Origin of the sequence: Mycobacteroides chelonae CCUG 47445 (genome assembly GCF_001632805.1) — a bacterium.
Taxonomy (GTDB): Bacteria; Actinomycetota; Actinomycetes; order Mycobacteriales; family Mycobacteriaceae; genus Mycobacterium; species Mycobacterium chelonae.
On the sequence record NZ_CP007220.1, the window covers coordinates 426,594 to 442,322 of the forward strand.

Annotated in this window: 13 protein-coding genes and 1 pseudogene; 7 read left to right on the forward strand and 7 right to left on the reverse strand. The window is 63.8% G+C overall.

The features are described from left to right. The first annotated feature begins 64 nt into the window (after positions 1-64). Positions 65-904, forward strand: a complete 840-nt coding sequence (locus BB28_RS02170) for a class I SAM-dependent methyltransferase (protein WP_046255459.1) — start codon at positions 65-67, stop codon at positions 902-904. 21 nt (positions 905-925) lie between these two features. Here the strand turns inward: BB28_RS02170 and BB28_RS02175 are convergent, their stop codons facing one another. The 4 genes from BB28_RS02175 to BB28_RS02190 are packed head-to-tail and all read right to left on the reverse strand — an operon-like array spanning position 926 to position 4,153. Further along, positions 926-1,294 (reverse strand): hypothetical protein, encoded by a 369-nt coding sequence (locus BB28_RS02175; protein ID WP_046252344.1) that lies wholly within the window; start codon positions 1,292-1,294, stop codon positions 926-928. Continuing rightward, entirely contained in the window at positions 1,291-2,211 is a 921-nt protein-coding gene (locus BB28_RS02180; protein ID WP_046252345.1) for a carbon-nitrogen hydrolase family protein, read from the reverse strand. Before BB28_RS02180 ends, BB28_RS02175 begins: the two co-directional genes overlap by 4 nt. 30 nt (positions 2,212-2,241) lie before the next feature. Then, positions 2,242-2,886, reverse strand: coding sequence for a TetR/AcrR family transcriptional regulator (locus BB28_RS02185; RefSeq protein ID WP_046252346.1), 645 nt, complete (start codon positions 2,884-2,886; stop codon positions 2,242-2,244). Further along, positions 2,879-4,153 (reverse strand): NADH:flavin oxidoreductase/NADH oxidase family protein, encoded by a 1,275-nt coding sequence (locus BB28_RS02190; protein ID WP_046252347.1) that lies wholly within the window; start codon positions 4,151-4,153, stop codon positions 2,879-2,881. The genes BB28_RS02185 and BB28_RS02190 overlap by 8 nt, the downstream gene beginning before the upstream one ends. A 101-nt stretch (positions 4,154-4,254) precedes the next feature. Here BB28_RS02190 and BB28_RS02195 point away from each other — a divergent pair, with 101 nt between their 5' ends. Next, a complete protein-coding gene (locus BB28_RS02195) occupies positions 4,255-4,842 on the forward strand; it encodes a TetR/AcrR family transcriptional regulator (RefSeq protein ID WP_046252348.1) in 588 nt (195 codons plus the stop codon). Positions 4,843-4,844: 2 nt separating this feature from the next. Here the strand turns inward: BB28_RS02195 and BB28_RS02200 are convergent, their stop codons facing one another. Further along, positions 4,845-5,285, reverse strand: a complete 441-nt coding sequence (locus BB28_RS02200; RefSeq protein ID WP_046252349.1) for a nitroreductase family deazaflavin-dependent oxidoreductase — start codon at positions 5,283-5,285, stop codon at positions 4,845-4,847. 235 nt (positions 5,286-5,520) lie between these two features. On the opposite strand from BB28_RS02200, the gene BB28_RS02205 reads away from it, so the two are divergent. Continuing rightward, complete coding sequence (locus BB28_RS02205; RefSeq protein ID WP_046252350.1) at positions 5,521-6,480, forward strand: alpha/beta hydrolase; 960 nt, start codon at positions 5,521-5,523, stop codon at positions 6,478-6,480. 93 nt (positions 6,481-6,573) lie between these two features. Next, positions 6,574-7,677, forward strand: a pseudogene (locus BB28_RS02210) (NADH:flavin oxidoreductase/NADH oxidase). Here BB28_RS02210 and BB28_RS02215 read toward each other — a convergent pair. Then, on the reverse strand, positions 7,674-9,983 hold the full coding sequence (locus tag BB28_RS02215) for a DEAD/DEAH box helicase (protein WP_046252351.1): 2,310 nt from the start codon (positions 9,981-9,983) through the stop codon (positions 7,674-7,676). The pseudogene BB28_RS02210 and the gene BB28_RS02215 overlap by 4 nt on opposite strands. 341 nt (positions 9,984-10,324) lie before the next feature. Here BB28_RS02215 and BB28_RS02220 point away from each other — a divergent pair, with 341 nt between their 5' ends. The 3 genes from BB28_RS02220 (at position 10,325) to topA (ending at position 14,186) form a co-directional block, all read left to right on the forward strand. After that, on the forward strand, positions 10,325-10,528 hold the full coding sequence (locus tag BB28_RS02220) for a cold-shock protein (RefSeq protein WP_005064941.1): 204 nt from the start codon (positions 10,325-10,327) through the stop codon (positions 10,526-10,528). Between the two features lie 115 nt (positions 10,529-10,643). Further along, the gene (locus BB28_RS02225) at positions 10,644-11,222 is read left to right on the forward strand and encodes a hypothetical protein (RefSeq protein ID WP_046252352.1); all 579 of its coding nucleotides are present in this window, start codon (positions 10,644-10,646) and stop codon (positions 11,220-11,222) included. A 186-nt stretch (positions 11,223-11,408) separates the two neighbouring features. Then, entirely contained in the window at positions 11,409-14,186 is a 2,778-nt protein-coding gene (topA, locus tag BB28_RS02230; protein WP_046252353.1) for a type I DNA topoisomerase, read from the forward strand. Here topA and BB28_RS02235 read toward each other — a convergent pair. Next, positions 14,183-15,673 carry an adenylate/guanylate cyclase domain-containing protein gene (locus BB28_RS02235; RefSeq protein WP_046252354.1) on the reverse strand — a complete coding sequence of 497 codons (1,491 nt, stop codon included), beginning with the start codon at positions 15,671-15,673 and terminating at the stop codon, positions 14,183-14,185. The genes topA and BB28_RS02235 overlap by 4 nt on opposite strands. Positions 15,674-15,729: the final 56 nt, after the last annotated feature.

Here is a 15,729-nt window from a genome sequence, read left to right on the forward strand (position 1 = left end):
GATTGCCGACCTGATCATTGTCCGTACAGCTAAATAGGTTGTACGCGCCAATAGGATGGCAACCATGAGTGACAGAGCTGGTTGGTTGGGTGCAAATCGAGCCAACTGGAACGAGCGGGCCGCAATTCACGCGGCACGCGATGGCTCGGGATATCAAGTGCAGAACTTCGTCGACAACGGCGCGTTGCTCTCGGATGTCGTCAGTTTCGATCTGCCGGTGCTCGGTGACATCGCAGGCAAGAACGCCGTGCACCTGCAGTGCCATATTGGTACGGACACGATCTCGTTGGCCCGTCTGGGCGCCGTAGCGACTGGCCTGGATTTTTCACAGGACGCTATCCGGGAGGCTCGGACACTGGCTGCCGAGACGGGTGATGTCGTGACCTTCGTAGAGGCAGACGTTCATGATGCAGCAAAAGTGCTGCCGTGCAATAGCTTCGACCTTGTCTACACCGGAATTGGGGCGCTGTGCTGGCTCCCGCGCGTTGACGCATGGTCGGAGGTGGTCTCGGCGCTCCTTGCTCCCGGTGGGGCTCTAGTCATCCGCGAAGGACATCCGATCTTGTGGTCGATAGATGATTCCGTGGGTGCCGAGTTATGTCTGCGGTACCCGTACTTCGAGCACGACGAACCGTTGGAATGGGACGACGGTCAAACATACGTCCCGACGGACAAGGTCATTCAGGCTTCAACGACCTACGAATGGAACCACTCTCTCGGCGAGATCGTGACGGCTCTGATCGCCAGCGGTCTGCGCCTCGATCTCCTCATCGAGCACGACAGTGTTCCCTGGGAGGCACTTCCCGGCCACATGGCGCCGCGGCCCGGAGGTGAATGGGCGCTGAGCGAGCGATCGGGTGTTATGCCCCTGACATACACGATCAAGGCCACGAAGCCGGCCTAGCGCGGGCTGCGGTTGTCAATCCTATTGAACTGCAACCAAAGCCAGACCGCCACTGGTCGCGACGAATGAGGTGAACGTGACAGCCTTGAAAACCGCGGTGGACGTAACATTCTCCTTGAATGCCATCGGCAGAAACAGGGTTGGGTTCAGCAGCGCGCCAAAGACTACGACGGCGGCCAGCCAGCCGGGCATTCCCGGCACGGCGAGCCCCACCGCGATCAGGAGTATTCCCATCATGATGTAGTCCAGATGGGCCTGGAGAAACCTGCGGCCGTTCGTTACACCGATGCGCTTGAGCAGTTGCGGGGCAAGGAAGTTGGCGGCCACCGCCCACCCCATCATTGCCCCGAATGCCAGCTCGAGTAGGCCGATGCGGACGACGAGGTTCATGCGCTGACCATGTTTCTGCGATACCACCGCCGGCCATGCCACCGTTGGTAATGCCATGCGGCGGTGGGGAGTGCGCCGCGGGGATGCAGCCAGAAGCGGTCGGGAATCTCAGTCGTGGGTGCCTGGCGTCCGAGGTCGATCTCGCCGAGGAGAATGCCCTGTCCCTGTTCGGGGCGACGTTCGGCGATGACATGCCCGGCACCATCGGTGATTAGTGTGGAACCCTCAAAATGCCCCCGGTACTCGAGGGGAATCCAAGGCATAGCGCAGCGCAAATCGCCGACGTGTGCAGCGTGAACAACCGGTGCTCCAACGTATTTGGCGAAGGTGCCCGCCGCGGCCCGGGCTGTCTCGTGGTTGCGGCGTTCCATCCCCTCGAATGTCGAGCGTGGGTGCCATGGAGGTACGGACCACCAGCCAGAACCGGTCATCACCAGGTCGACCCGTGAACGCATACGTTGTGCAGTGCGGGTGCGCATCAGCTCCCAACACACGGCAGCCCCAACGTCATACGCGCCCGCGCGGAACACCCCGTCGTCCCGGCCGCCGACGTAGAAGGAGTTCTCCCACATGGTCGGCAGGTCTTTGTCGTGGCGCCCGACCACTCCCGTCGCGTCCGCCGCGACGTAGGCGTTGCGGACGTGCCCGTCCTCGTCCCGGCACAGGAACGAGCCGCCGACGAGCGCGTCGTAGCGACGGGCCACTGAGCGCAGCAGTTCGGTGGCCTCGCCCGAGAAGGGCAGGGTGGCATTTTTCAAGGAGGGGTCGAAGGCGATCCCGCTGGTAAAGAACTCGGGCAACGCGATGATGCGCGCGCCGGATTGGCCGGCCTTATCGGCGAGCGTGGAGCACCTGTCCAGGTTCGCGGCGACATCGCCGATAACTGCTTCGAGTTGGATCGCCGCCGCCAGCACCATAACCGAACGCTACTACAAAACCGAACGCTCCTACAAGACTTTGTTGCGGACGAGGCCACGCTCGATGATTTCGCGTCCCAAGGCCAAGACGCGTTGCATCTCGGCAGGCTCGAGGCGCAGCCGGTCAGGACGCAAATTGAGCGATAACACGCCATTCCATGCGCCCCACAGAAAGAGGGACGTCCGGACCGGATCTGTGCAGTACAGCTCACCTGCGGCGTCGGCGCGGCGGAGCACATCAGCGATATCGCCGACCAGCGACTCGACCTTGTCGGCGATCCGGCGTTCGACTTCGTCGGCCATATCTCCGGGGGGAACGTCGAGAGTGCGCAGGGCGATCATGCGGAAGTACCCGGGGTTCTGCAGATGGAAATCGCAGTAGGCATCACTGGCAGCGCGCAGCTCCTCCATCGGCGTGCGCCCCTCGCCGAAGGCCTTTGCCATCGCCTCCTCATTGACCAGCAAGGCGCGCTCGACGAGTGCGAGATAGAGACGCTCTTTGTTCTTGAAGTGGTGATAGATCGAACCAACCGCGAGATCGGCGGTATCGGCGATGGCGTCCATGGTGACCGCATGGAACCCGCGCTCCACGAAAAGTGCTTCGGCCGCGTCGAGGATTGCCGCAGTCGTTACGGCGGTGCGACGGTCTTGACGTCGACCCTTGGTCTCAGGCACCCACCGAGGTTACGGGTTTTTGCCGCGATGCCAACCAGTGTGAGTAATTGCGCAATGCCCGACGCTGGGCTAGCTGATCCGTTACCAGTGCCCAGGTAGGGCGCACTCGAGGGGCCGGGTTTCCCCCCTTGGCCATCCGGCGCAGCTGGTAGCGGACTATGGCCATGCTCGCCGCGGATGCCAGCTGCTTGTTTTTCCATGCCACGGGACGCAGCGAGTCGGTGGCTCCCTGTCCGTCGCGCCAGCGGTGCGCAAGGTCCGGGGTCACCGCGAGCGCGGTGCCCAGTCCCACCATCGCTACGTTCTTGGCCAGTACCTGATCGGCGGTTGCGCGCCGAGAGATCCCGCCGGTCAACATCAACGGCAGGGCGCTGGTCTTGGCCAGTTCTGCGGCGAGATCCAGAAAGTAGGCCTCCCTCGCGGCCGTGCGATCATCGGCGGGACGGCCTGTCATGGCTGGACTTTCGTAACTTCCGCCGGAAACTTCGATCAGGTCCGCACCGACTGGTTCGAGCAGGGCGATGACCTTGCGTGCGTCGTCGGCGTCGAAGCCACCGCGTTGGAAGTCTGCAGAATTCAGTTTGACGGCGACAGTGAAATCTGCGGTCACCACGGTACGGATCGTTCGGACTATCTCGACCAGTAGGCGTGCGCGGTTCTCGAGCGAGCCTCCCCACGTATCGGTGCGAGTGTTCACCAGCGGTGAAAGGAATTGGGACAGTAGATATCCGTGTGCGGCGTGGACCTCGACCCCGTCGAATCCCGCCTGCGCTGCGCGCTGCGCGGTGGTAACGAAACGAAGGATGGTGTCTTCGATCTGGTCTTGGGTCATCGCGACCGGCCGGCCGAATCGCTTGGACTGGCTGCCGATGTCGACGGCGATATCGGACGGCCCCCACGCCACGCCGGGCATGTTCGCGTGAACCTGCCTGCCGGGGTGGTTGATCTGCATCCAGATGCTCGCGCCGGCGGCCTTTCCCGCGTGCGCCCACCGTACAAAGGGATCCAGCGGGGCTTCGGCGTCGAGCACAATTCCGCCGGGCCCAGTCAATGCCTCGGCGTGCACCATGACGTTTCCGGTGATCAGTAGCCCTGCACCGCCGGCCCCCCAGCGGCGGTACAGGCTGATCAGGCGATCGTCGGGGACCTGCCCGATACCGGCCATGCCCTCCTCCATGGCCGCCTTGGCGATCCGGGACGGTAGGACCCGTCCGCTGTGTAGTTGAAGGGGTGCGAACAACCCGTCCGCCCGAAGATTGTTTGTCACGCGAATTGCCTCCCGGCCATTAATGTAATCAGTGCTTACAATGCCTAGACAACACGGTAGGTACGAATGTAAGCACTGTCAACACTGGTTAGGTTTGAGGTATGGCCACGACGTCCGAGACGTATCACCATGGCGACTTGCCCAGCGCTCTGCTGCGAGCGGCTATGGAACTCCTCGAGGAGAACGGGGCCAATGAGCTGTCGCTGCGCGCTGCAGCACGTCGCGCCGGGGTATCCACCGCGGCCCCTTATCGACATTTCGCCGACCGCACCGCGCTGGTGTCCGCAGTTGCGGCAATTGGCTACCAGCAGTTGGCGACTCAGCTCGCCTCGGCCAGTGCCGAGCCTTCGACACTCGATGATTTTGCCGCCGTTGCGGTGGCATATGTGCAGTTTGCTTTGGATCGGCCGGGGCTCTTCCGGGTGATGTTCGCCGAGCCTTGTGATCCGAACAGTCCCGAACGGACCGCTGCCGCTGCGGCGATCGGCGAGTATCTGCAATCGATCGTTGAGAAGACGTTCCCGGCGTCAGATCCGGAGGCGGCGGCCAACGCGATGTGGGCGTTGGTGCATGGACTTGCCTTCCTGCACCTCGACGGAAAATTCGAGACCCAGCCTGCCGAGGCGGTGGAGCAGCGGGTGCGTGCGGCGGTGCGCGCGGCGCTCTCGGCCGCCGATCACGCGCGGTAGTTTCAGCCGACTAAGTCGCAGATCACTACCGGGATATCGCGTGAGGTCCGCCTCTGGTAGCCGGCGTACCCGCTGTATTTCGCCACGATCTGCGGCCACAGTTCTGATTTTTCCGCGGAGTCGGCGGTACGGGCGTGCACGCTGTGTCGACGTCCGTTGATGACAAGTTCGGCGTTGGGGTGGGCCTGCAGGTTGAGGTACCAATCGGGATTGCGGTCATCACCGCCCTTCGATGCGACCAGCACTACGCGAGTGGAATCGTGGACCGGGGTGGTGAGGTAGCAAGACCGTGACTGGCCGGATTTGCGTCCGACCGTATGCAACTCCACCACGGGCATGCCGAAGGGTTCTGCGAGCAACCGGTTTCCGCTTACCGTGAGCACCACTCGATGCGCGAGATTCATCAACTTGGCACCGCGGTCTTTCCACGCGTTCTTGCTCATCGCCTGCTCCTTGGGCTGATGCTCACACTCGGAACGACCCTTGAGGGTCGTGTTAACGGTGCAAACATACCAGGGGTGTGAGCGGTGTCAACATCCATGCACGGGCGGGCAACGAAGCCCGCGCGATGCAACTCGGGGCGAGCGCCGAAGCAAGGTTGCCCCTGTCTATGCGTATGCCGTTCAGGATCTAATGGCCGCCCAGCGACGGCCCAATCCCTGGCGGTAGCGTTAGCGAATGGTCGTCACCCTGCACCCCAAGTCGGGTCTCAAGGCTCGGTTGCCGTTTCTGTTCGTGCTGCTGTTCGTCAAGCCGCTGTTGATTCTGTTTCCGATCCTCGACGCCGGTCTTCGCCAGCTCAAATGGCTGGACCAGGGCGCCCAACGCGGACCCGATGCACCCGGCATCCAGCGGACGCGAATCGCGCTGGCCGACCGGCCCACGGATCTGATGGTGCCGGCGGGGACGCAAGCCAGCGACTCCGACACCGCCATCCTCTATCTGCACGGTGGCGCGTTCATCGCATGCGGACCCGCCACCCACCGCAAGATCACCGGCTTGTTGGCCCGCCAGCTTCAGATCCCCGTCTACGTGCTCGACTACCGGCAGCTGCCGGTGGCCGGGGTGGGTACCTCGGTGGCAGATGCGGTGCAGGCCTACCGCGAGCTGCTGCAGGACTATGCGCGGGTGATCATCGTCGGTGACTCGGCCGGCGGGTACCTGAGCGGCAAGGTCATTGAGTATGCGCACACCCATGGACTTCCGAAACCCGTTGCCTATGTGGGGTATTCGCCGCTGCTAGATCTGGACTTGGCGTCCAATCCATCCAGCACTAGCCGTCATGACGCGTATTTACCCAAGGGTAAGCTCGCCAAGCTGGCGCCCAAATTCGACAGGGGCCCAGTGGAATTCACTGGCGAGCGGCGCGTGATGTCGGTGCCTGTCGAGGCGTTTCCGCCCACGCTGCTCATCACCGCGCAGGACGAATTCCTGGAGCCGGATGCTCTCGAGCTCGCCGAGAAGCTCACCACCGCAGGCGTGGTTGCCAAGGTGCACAGCTACTCGTGGCAGCTGCACGCTTTCCCGGCCATCGCCGTCTCGCGCGATACCGCCGAGGCGGTCGTGCTGTCCGCCGACTTCGTGCGGGAGGCGCTCTCCGCTGTCGAGCAGGGACCGGCAACCGAACAGGCAGGCTAAATAGGGCGCGGGAAGCATCCCGCGCCCGTCCGCGTTGGATTGTGCCGGGCCAGCCAGGCTGGCCGTCGACCCGACGCGAGGAGCCTTCGCACCATGAGCCTGCTGTTCGAGCCGTACCGGCTGCGCGACATCACCATTCCCAACAGGATCTGGATGTCGCCGATGTGCCAGTACTCGGCCGACCCCACCGGTCCCTTGACCGGTACACCCAACGATTGGCACCGCACTCACTTGATCAGCCGGGCGGTCGGTGGTGCTGGGCTGGTGTTCACCGAGGCAACCGCCGTCAACGCGCGAGGGCGACTCTCCCCGTACGACACCGGGCTGTGGAACGACACCCAAGAGCAGGCCTGGGCCTCCATCGTGGGCGCCGTCAAGGAGTTTGGTGCGATTCCCGGGGTACAGCTCGGGCATGCCGGACGTAAGGCGTCTACCGTCGCACCATGGGACGGGCATCTCTCACTGAACCCCTCAGATCCATTGAGCTGGGAGACAATTGGACCCACCAACGCGCCGTATGGTGACTTCGAGCCTCCGGTGGCGGCCACGCCCGCTGATCTCAACGCGATCATCGATGACTACGTGGTTGCCGCGCAGCGCGCGTTGCGGGCGGGTTTCCAGGTGCTTGAGGTGCATGCCGCCCATGGCTACATTCAGCACCAATTCCTCTCTCCGGCAAGCAATACCCGCACCGACGAGTAAGGCGGGTCTTTCGCCGGCCGGGTGAAGCTCACCCTGGACACTGTCGCGGCGGTACGTATGGTCTGGCCCGAACACCTGCCGCTTTTCGTCAGGGTGTCGGCCACTGACTGGGTGTCCGAGGAGCCCGGGCTGGAGGCAGACAGCTGGACGCCCGACCAGACCGTCGAGCTGGCCAGGCTGCTGCAGGCGCGTGGGGTGGATCTCATCGACGTGTCGACGGGCGGCAACGTGCCACATGTCCGGATTCCTACGGGGCACGGATATCAGGTGCGATTCGCCCGTCGTATCCAGACCGAAACAACGCTTCCCGCAGCCGCGGTCGGCATGATCACCGAGCCACACCAGGCCGAATCGATTCTCGCCGCCGGCGATGCCTCCGCGGTGTTGCTGGGCCGCGAACTACTGCGCGACCCGTACTGGCCACGGCGCGCAGCCCGGGAGCTGGGCGCCGAGCTGAGCCCGGTGGTGCCCAAGCAGTACGCCCGCGCCTTCTAGCCGGGTAGTCGAGACAACACCAACCGCAGCACCTTGACGGCCGCGGCCTTGTCCAGTGGGGAGTTTCCGTTGCCACACTTGGGTGATTGCACACAGGACGGGCACCCGGCCTCGCATTCACACGCCTCGATGGCGTCAGCCGTGGCACCCAGCCAGATCGCGAGCTGCTGATATCCCCGGGCGGCAAAACCCGCACCACCCGGGTGGCCGTCGTACACGAACACCGTTGGTAGCCCGGTTTCGGCTTGCAGAGCGGTGGACACTCCGCCGATGTCGCCACGATCACAGCTGGCCACCAACGGCAGCAGGCCTATCGCGGCATGCTCGGCCGCGTGCAGGGCGCCGGGGGTGGCCAGTGCCTCGATGTCGATGCCCGTCAACGCTTCCGGGGTGATGGTGTACATCACCGCCTTGGTGCTCAGTGTTGAGGAGGGCATATCGAGTTCGACGAAGTCCAGGATCTCACCGGTCGCCAGCTTGCGTAGATAGCCGATCACCTGGTGGGTAACGTCCACCGGCACCAGTCCTATCTGGACGTCACCCAGATCGATCCGCTCGCCTTCTCCGGTGATCGCGATATCGATGGTCGACCGCGCGAACGTCGAATAGTCAGGAGTGGCGTTGTGCACCAAGGCGATTCCATCACCGAAATCGAGCGAATCGACCAGATAGGTCTCGCCGGAATGTAAATAGACTGCACCCGGATGCACCGTCGCGGGGGCCCGCCCGGAATCGACGGTTCCCAACACTCGCCCGGTATCGGCCTCCAGGATCATCACCTGCCCGCCGATAGATCCACGGATATCCACCGCCGCATACGGATTGAGGCCGGGGGCCGCAAAGTATCCGCCGGGTCGGCGGCGTAGCAGCCCATCGTCAACGAGCTGGTCGACCACATCCCCGGCGTCCAGAGATCGCACGTCGTCCTCTGTCAACGGTAATTCGGTTGCCGCGCAGAGTAGATGGGGGCGGAGCACATGTGGATTGGTCGGATCGATCACCACCGCCTCGATCGGCTTATCCAACAGCGCGCCCGGATGGTGAACCAGATAGGTGTCCAGCGGATCGTCGCGAGCGACCAGTACCACCAACGACCCCTGTCCCCGGCGCCCGGAGCGTCCCGCCTGCTGCCAGAATGAGGCCACGGTGCCCGGAAAACCAGCCACCACAACGGCGTCCAAACCGGCGATATCGACGCCCAGCTCAAGAGCGTTCGTGGTCGCCGCGCCGGTCAACGTGCCTGTCGACAACGCCTGTTCCAGCGCCCGGCGGTCCTCCGGCAGATAGCCCGCCCGGTACGCCGCCACTTGCGACACCAGTGCCGGATCGACCTCCGCGAGCCGATGGGCGGCGCCGAGCGCTGTCATCTCCGCGCCGCGCCGAGATCGGACGAATGTCAACGTCCGCGCTCCCTCCTGGACCAAATCGGCCAGCAGTCGGGATGCCTCGGTGCTTACCGGGCGTCGCACCGGTGCCCCGTTCTCTCCGGTGATCGGAAGCAGCGGCGGTTCCCATAGCGCCACCGTGCGCATCCCGTGTGGAGAACCGTCTGCGATGACTTCCTCGACCGGCTGACCGATCAATGCCTGCGCCGCGGCGCCAGGATTAGAGGTCGTGGCGCTGGCGAACACCACTGTTGGATGCGAACCATAGCGTGCGCACAAGCGCAGCAGTCGCTGCAGCACGAGAGCCACATTTGACCCGAAAACTCCACGATAGTAATGACATTCGTCCACCACCAGATAGCGCAATCCGCGCAGGAATGCCGACCAGCGGGTGTGGTTGTGCAGCAGTGACACATGCATCATGTCGGGATTGGTGAAGATCCACCGCGAGCTCTCGCGCGCGAACCGCCGCAACTCGTTGGAGCTGTCGCCGTCATACGCGCAGGGCAACACCCGATCGAAACTGTCGATCCCAGTGATTAATTCGCGTATCGAGCGCAACTGGTCGTGGCCGAGTGCCTTGGTGGGTGCCAGATAGAGCGCGCGGGCCCGCGGCTCTGCGGCTAGCGCGGTCAGAATCGGCAATTGATAGGCCACCGACTTCCCGGATGCGGTGCCGGTGGCTACCACCACATGGCGGCCCGCGAACGCCAGCGAGGCGGCGGCGACCTGGTGCGACCACGGATCGGTCACTCCTTGGGCGGCAAAAGCAGTGATCGCGTCGCGGTGTGCCCACTGCGGCCACACCGCGACCTCGGCATTTCGAGCAGGAATATCGCAAATATGCCGCACCGGAGTTTCGCCGCTGGGCGTACCGGCCACGATGAGATCCAGCAGTTCACGGCCATAGCCGACGGTCACCGCAAAACCCCTCGTGACCTGCACACTTGTGCCAAAACGGTGTCGAGTTCGCTACCGCATCTGGCCATAATGCCAGGGTAAGGCAGGCCAAAAGGTGGCCGAAGTTTCGCCACTGTTCACCGAACTTCCTATCAATTATCTGGCTCACCGCTATCGCCAACGCCCTAAACATGCTCTACTTAGGGCGGTCGCAGCTTCTGTGTTCGTGTTTTGCACTCGCAGGATCGACGTTGCGGTCGCGGTTCCTGCGAGGGTCTTCTTCACGGGGTATGGCGGTCGGAACGGGGCCCGACGTACCGAACGGCGCGTCGCACCCGGTGTAAGAGAAGGAAAATCAAGAAATGCCACAGGGAACTGTGAAGTGGTTCAACGCGGAAAAGGGCTTCGGGTTCATTGCTCCCGAGGACGGCTCCGCCGACGTCTTCGTCCACTACACGGAGATTCAGGGCAACGGATTCCGTACCCTGGAAGAGAACCAGAAGGTTGAGTTCGAGGTAGGCCAGAGCCCCAAGGGCCCGCAGGCTACCGGCGTCCGCGCCGTCTGACCCACATCCGTCGAAGGAACGCCCCTGGCCATGGCCGGGGGCGTTTCTCGTTCCAAGAATCTCCGCGCGCGCGGGTAGAGCCCACTGGCGCGCGGAGAAAGTACTGTCTGTGACTGTGAGCCAGCTGTCCTTCTTTTCCGCCGAATCGGTGCCTCCCGAGGTCTCCGATCTGGCGGGGCTGCTGGCCGGACCGGGCCAGGTTGTGGTCAGTGGCGCGGGCGCCCGGATCTCGGTGGTCGTGGACCAGCCGTGGCGTGCGCTGGCGCTGGCCGAGATGATCACCGAAACCGGTCTACAGGCCGAGGTCGGTCACACCGACGAGAACCATCCGCTGGTGCGTACCGCCATCGATCCCGCGGTGCTCCCGATCGCGCGTGAGTGGACTCGGGGCGCGGTGAAAACCGTCCCAGCGCAATGGTTACCGGGCGCTCGTGAATTGCGGGCCTGGGTGCTCGCGGCGGGCTCACCGGAAGCCGATCGGTACCTCCTCGGACTGGACCCGCACGCCCCCGATACCCATTCGACGCTGGCGGCCGCGCTGATGCGCGTGGGCATTGCCCCAACCTTGATCGGAACACGTGGCGCCAATCCCGCGTTACGAATCAGTGGGCGACGCCGACTGGGGCGGCTGCTCGAAAACATCGGGGAACCACCCGGCGATACCGATGCATTTCGTGTTTGGCCGAGGGTATAACCGGGTTTTATCAGCGGTTTAACGGCGACACGGACACACTTTTAGCCACCCTGACATCGGGAATACCGAAGCCGATATGAAAGGCTAGGTTTGCGCAATTGGCGCGGGGGTGTCATCTTGTGACCACGGTGGACCGCCCCTACACCGTACATATGCGGCTGAATGCGCAGGTAAGGAGACGAAGCAGTGCGACGGCTCGTCATCGTCGAATCACCGACGAAGGCCCGCAAGATCGCTGGCTACCTCGGCGACGGATACGTCGTCGAGTCCTCGCGTGGCCACATCCGGGACCTGCCCCGTGCCGCTGCCGACGTTCCGGCCAAGTACAAGTCCGAACCCTGGGCTCGACTCGGGGTGAACGTCGACGAAGACTTCGAGCCGCTCTACATCGTCAGCCCCGATAAGAAGGGCACCGTCACCGAACTCAAGGGCCTGCTGAAGGACGTTGACGAGCTTTATCTCGCAACGGACGGTGACCGCGAGGGTGAGGCCATCGCCTGGCACCTGCTGGAGACTCTCAAGCCCAAGGTGCCCGTCAGACGCATGGTCTTCCACGAGATCACCGAGCAAGCCATCCTTGCGGCCGCTCAGGACCCCCGTGACCTCGACAACAACCTCGTCGACGCACAGGAGACCCGCCGCATCCTGGACCGGCTCTACGGCTACGAGGTCAGCCCCGTGCTGTGGAAGAAGGTCGGACGGAACCTGTCCGCCGGGCGCGTGCAGTCGGTGGCGACCCGGATCATCGTCCAGCGCGAACGCGACCGCATGGCGTTCCGCAGCGCCGGGTACTGGGATCTGGGTGCCGAACTGGACGCCGGCAGCGAGGCCAAGCCTCCGCGTTTCAACGCCCGCCTGCTGAGCGTTGACGCGCTGCGCGTGGCTTCCGGTCGCGACTTCGACTCGCTGGGTCAGGTCAAGAAGGCTGACGATGTGCTGGTTCTCGACGAGGTGCGGGCCAACGCGCTGGTCGCCGGACTGGCTCAGGCCACCCTGACGGTTGCCTCCGCCGAGGAAAAGCCGTACACCCGTAAGCCGTACCCGCCGTTCATGACATCGACGCTGCAGCAGGAAGCCGGGCGCAAGCTGCGGTTCTCCTCCGAGCGCACCATGAGCATTGCGCAGCGGCTGTATGAAAACGGCTACATCACTTATATGCGTACCGATTCCACGACGCTGTCCGAATCGGCATTGACTGCCGCGCGTAGCCAAGCCGCGGAGTTGTACGGAAGCGAATATGTGCACCCGTCGCCACGGCAATACACACGCAAGGTGAAAAATGCGCAGGAAGCGCACGAGGCTATTCGTCCCGCAGGCGAGACTTTCAAAACTCCGGGACAATTGCATTCACTGATCGACAATGACGAATTCCGTCTGTACGAGCTGATCTGGCAACGCACCGTTGCTTCGCAGATGGCCGATGCACGCGGGACCACGTTGAGCCTGCGACTGGCCGGCACCGCCACTTCCGGCGAGCAGGTGGTGTTCACAGCCAGTGGCCGCACCATCACGTTCCCCGGCTTCTTGTCGGCGTACGTCGAGACCGTGGATGAGCTGGCCGGTGGCGAGGCAGACGACGAGGAACGTCGTCTCCCGCAGCTCAAGCAGGGCCAGACCGTCACGGTCGCCGAGCTGTCCGCGGACGGACACACCACCAATCCGCCCGCTCGCTACACTGAGGCCTCGCTCATCAAGGCGTTGGAAGAGTTGGGGATTGGGCGTCCGTCGACCTACTCGTCGATCATCCGGACCATCCAGGACCGCGGCTACGTGCACAAGCGTGGCAGCGCGCTGGTGCCCTCATGGACCGCGTTCGCGGTGATCGGTCTGCTGGAGCAACACTTCGGCCGACTTGTCGACTACGACTTCACCGCGGCGATGGAGGATGACCTCGACGAGATCGCCTCCGGTAATGAACGGCGCACAAACTGGTTGAACGCCTTCTATTTTGGTGGCGAGCACGGTGTCGAAGGTTCGGTGGCCCGCGCCGGCGGACTCAAACGCCTGGTGGGTGTGAACCTCGAGGAGATCGACGCCCGCGAGGTCAACTCGATCAAGCTGTTCGACGATGACCAGGGCCGCCCCATCTATGTGCGGGTTGGAAAGAACGGCCCGTACCTGGAGCGGATGATCACCGGCGACGACGGGGAACCGACTCCGCAGCGCGCCAACGTCAAGGACGGCGTCACCCCCGACGAACTGACCGTCGAGATGGCAGAGCAGCTGTTCGCGATTCCACAGGAGGGTCGGACGCTGGGTGTTGACCCGGAGTCCGGGCACGAAATCGTCGCCAAGGATGGACGTTTCGGTCCCTACGTCACCGAGGTGCTGCCCGCACCGCCGGAGCAGCTGGACGCCGCCGAGGCGGACGCAAAGCCTAAGCGGGGCGCCAAGAAGGTGGAGGGGCCCAAGCCGCGTACTGGCTCGCTGCTGAAGTCCATGACGTTGGAGACGGTGACGCTCGAGGACGCGCTCAAGCTGCTGTCCTTGCCGCGCGTGGTCGGTGTTGATCCCGCCAACGGCGAGGAGATTACCGCCCAGAACGGGCGGTACGGCCCATACCTCAAGCGCGGCACCGATTCTCGATCACTTGCCACCGAGGATCAGATGTTCACCATCACCCTCGACGAGGCGCTGAAGATCTACTCCGAGCCGAAACGTCGTGGCGGTCAGGCGGCTTCGGCAGCTCCGCTGCGTGAGCTCGGTGCGGATTCGGCGACCGGCAAACCGATGGTGATCAAGGACGGGCGCTTCGGCCCGTATGTCACCGACGGGGAGACCAACGCCAGCCTGCGTAAGGGCGATGACGTGCTGTCGATCACCGATGAGCGCGCCTCGGAGTTGCTTGCCGACCGTCGTGCGCGGGGTCCCGTGAAGCGCGTCAAGAAGGCGCCGGCTAAGGCGGCAAAGAAGGCTCCCGCCAAGAAGGCCGCGGCGAAGAAGGCCGCCAAGAAGGCGACCTAGACGCGGCGCGGACGTGCCACCTGAGTGGACACGTTGCGGCCGCGCAGTTCGACGGTCTCACCGACATCCCAGCGCAGGGCCTCTTGATCGCGTGCCTCCATGACCGCGGAGGCGGACGCCAGCACGTTTCCGGGTTCGTTCTTGGCCAGCTCGGTCAACCGGGCTGCCTCGTTCACGGGATCGCCGATGACGGTGTACTCGAAACGCGCTTGTGCCCCGATGTGTCCGGCGATAGCGCGTCCCGCCGAGACCCCGATTCCAAAGTCGTTGGAGCCCAACACGTTGGTGAGTTCATGGGCCAGCTCGCGGGCGGCAGCCAGCGCTGCTGCGGCACCATCGGGGTGGTCGATGGGTGCACCGAAGATGGCCAGCGCCGCGTCACCCTGGAATTTGTTGACGAAGCCACCGTGCTTGTTGACGGTGTCGACGATGACCCGGAAGAACTCGTTGAGGACCCTCACGACCACCGCAGGCCCGCGTGTCGACGCCAACTGGGTAGATCCCACCAGGTCGACGAAAAGCACAGCGACACTGCGCTCTTGACCACCGAGTTCGGTGCCGTACTCGAGTGCCCGACGTGCGACATCCTCACCGACGTAGCGGCCGAAGAGGTCGCGCAGGCGTTGCCGTTCACCGAGATCACGCACCATGTCGTTAAACCCGGCCTGCAGCAGTCCGAGCTCGCTCGCGTCATAAATGGGCACGTGGGCGTTGTAGTTGCCGCGCTGTACCTCGCTGAGCGCCCAACGTAATTGGCGCAGTGGGTCGGCGATCGAGGTGGCGACTAGCAGCGTGCCCATCAGACCGATCGCCAGCGCGATGATCGCCAGGATCAGGATGGACCCGGTGAGGTTGTCGGCATTGGACTTCAGATATCCCGCGCGTTGGCCCACGACGGTGAGCACGATCGCCAGGATCGGTACACCGGTGCTCAATGCCCAGGTGAGTATCTGGCGGACGATAACCCCTGGCGCGGTGACATTTTCCGGCACGCCACGGCGCAGTGCCTGAATGGCTACCGGGCGCAGGACGCGCTCGGACTGCAGGTAGCCGATGATGCTGGTGGTAGTGGCGCCCAGCACGGTCGCGAATGCCGCGACCAGTACCGAGCTATGGGTGGATGACCAGGTGACGGCGACGAAGATCGCACCACCCACGAGCCAGGTCGCGACGCTGATGACCGTGCGGTAGAAGGGCATCTGCAGGGCACGGACGCGCACAGACTCCGATCCTTCGGATTCGAAGTCTGGGGAGCTGTACTGCCAGCGCAGCACCGGTAACAGCAGGTAGGTGCTGACGATGGCGCCGGCAATGAACAGGATGAACAGCGAGACGCCGAGGATGATGAGCCGTGCAGTGCCGAGCTCTGACAGTTCCACCCTGTCGCTCGGCGGTAGGCCGAAGCGCAGGAAGCCCAAGACGAACAGGGCCCCGACCAGGTTCGACTGTGCGATACCCATGATGAAAAGAGGCCATGGGGTGCGCATGACCCATCGTGAATACCGGGCTGCGCGTGCGAGTGGGCGCTGGTCTGCCCTTCCTT

Bases quoted from the DNA above. Each gene is read 5' to 3' on its own strand.
- BB28_RS02235 (WP_046252354.1), bottom strand. From the start codon at position 15,673: ATGCGCACCCCATGGCCTCTTTTCATCATGGGTATCGCACAGTCGAAC.
- BB28_RS02205 (WP_046252350.1), top strand. From the start codon at position 5,521: ATGGTCGTCACCCTGCACCCCAAGTCGGGTCTCAAGGCTCGGTTGCCG.
- BB28_RS02200 (WP_046252349.1), bottom strand. From the start codon at position 5,285: ATGAGCAAGAACGCGTGGAAAGACCGCGGTGCCAAGTTGATGAATCTC.
- BB28_RS02195 (WP_046252348.1), top strand. From the start codon at position 4,255: ATGGCCACGACGTCCGAGACGTATCACCATGGCGACTTGCCCAGCGCT.
- BB28_RS02220 (WP_005064941.1), top strand. From the start codon at position 10,325: ATGCCACAGGGAACTGTGAAGTGGTTCAACGCGGAAAAGGGCTTCGGG.
- BB28_RS02175 (WP_046252344.1), bottom strand. From the start codon at position 1,294: ATGAACCTCGTCGTCCGCATCGGCCTACTCGAGCTGGCATTCGGGGCA.
- BB28_RS02180 (WP_046252345.1), bottom strand. From the start codon at position 2,211: ATGGTGCTGGCGGCGGCGATCCAACTCGAAGCAGTTATCGGCGATGTC.
- BB28_RS02170 (WP_046255459.1), top strand. From the start codon at position 65: ATGAGTGACAGAGCTGGTTGGTTGGGTGCAAATCGAGCCAACTGGAAC.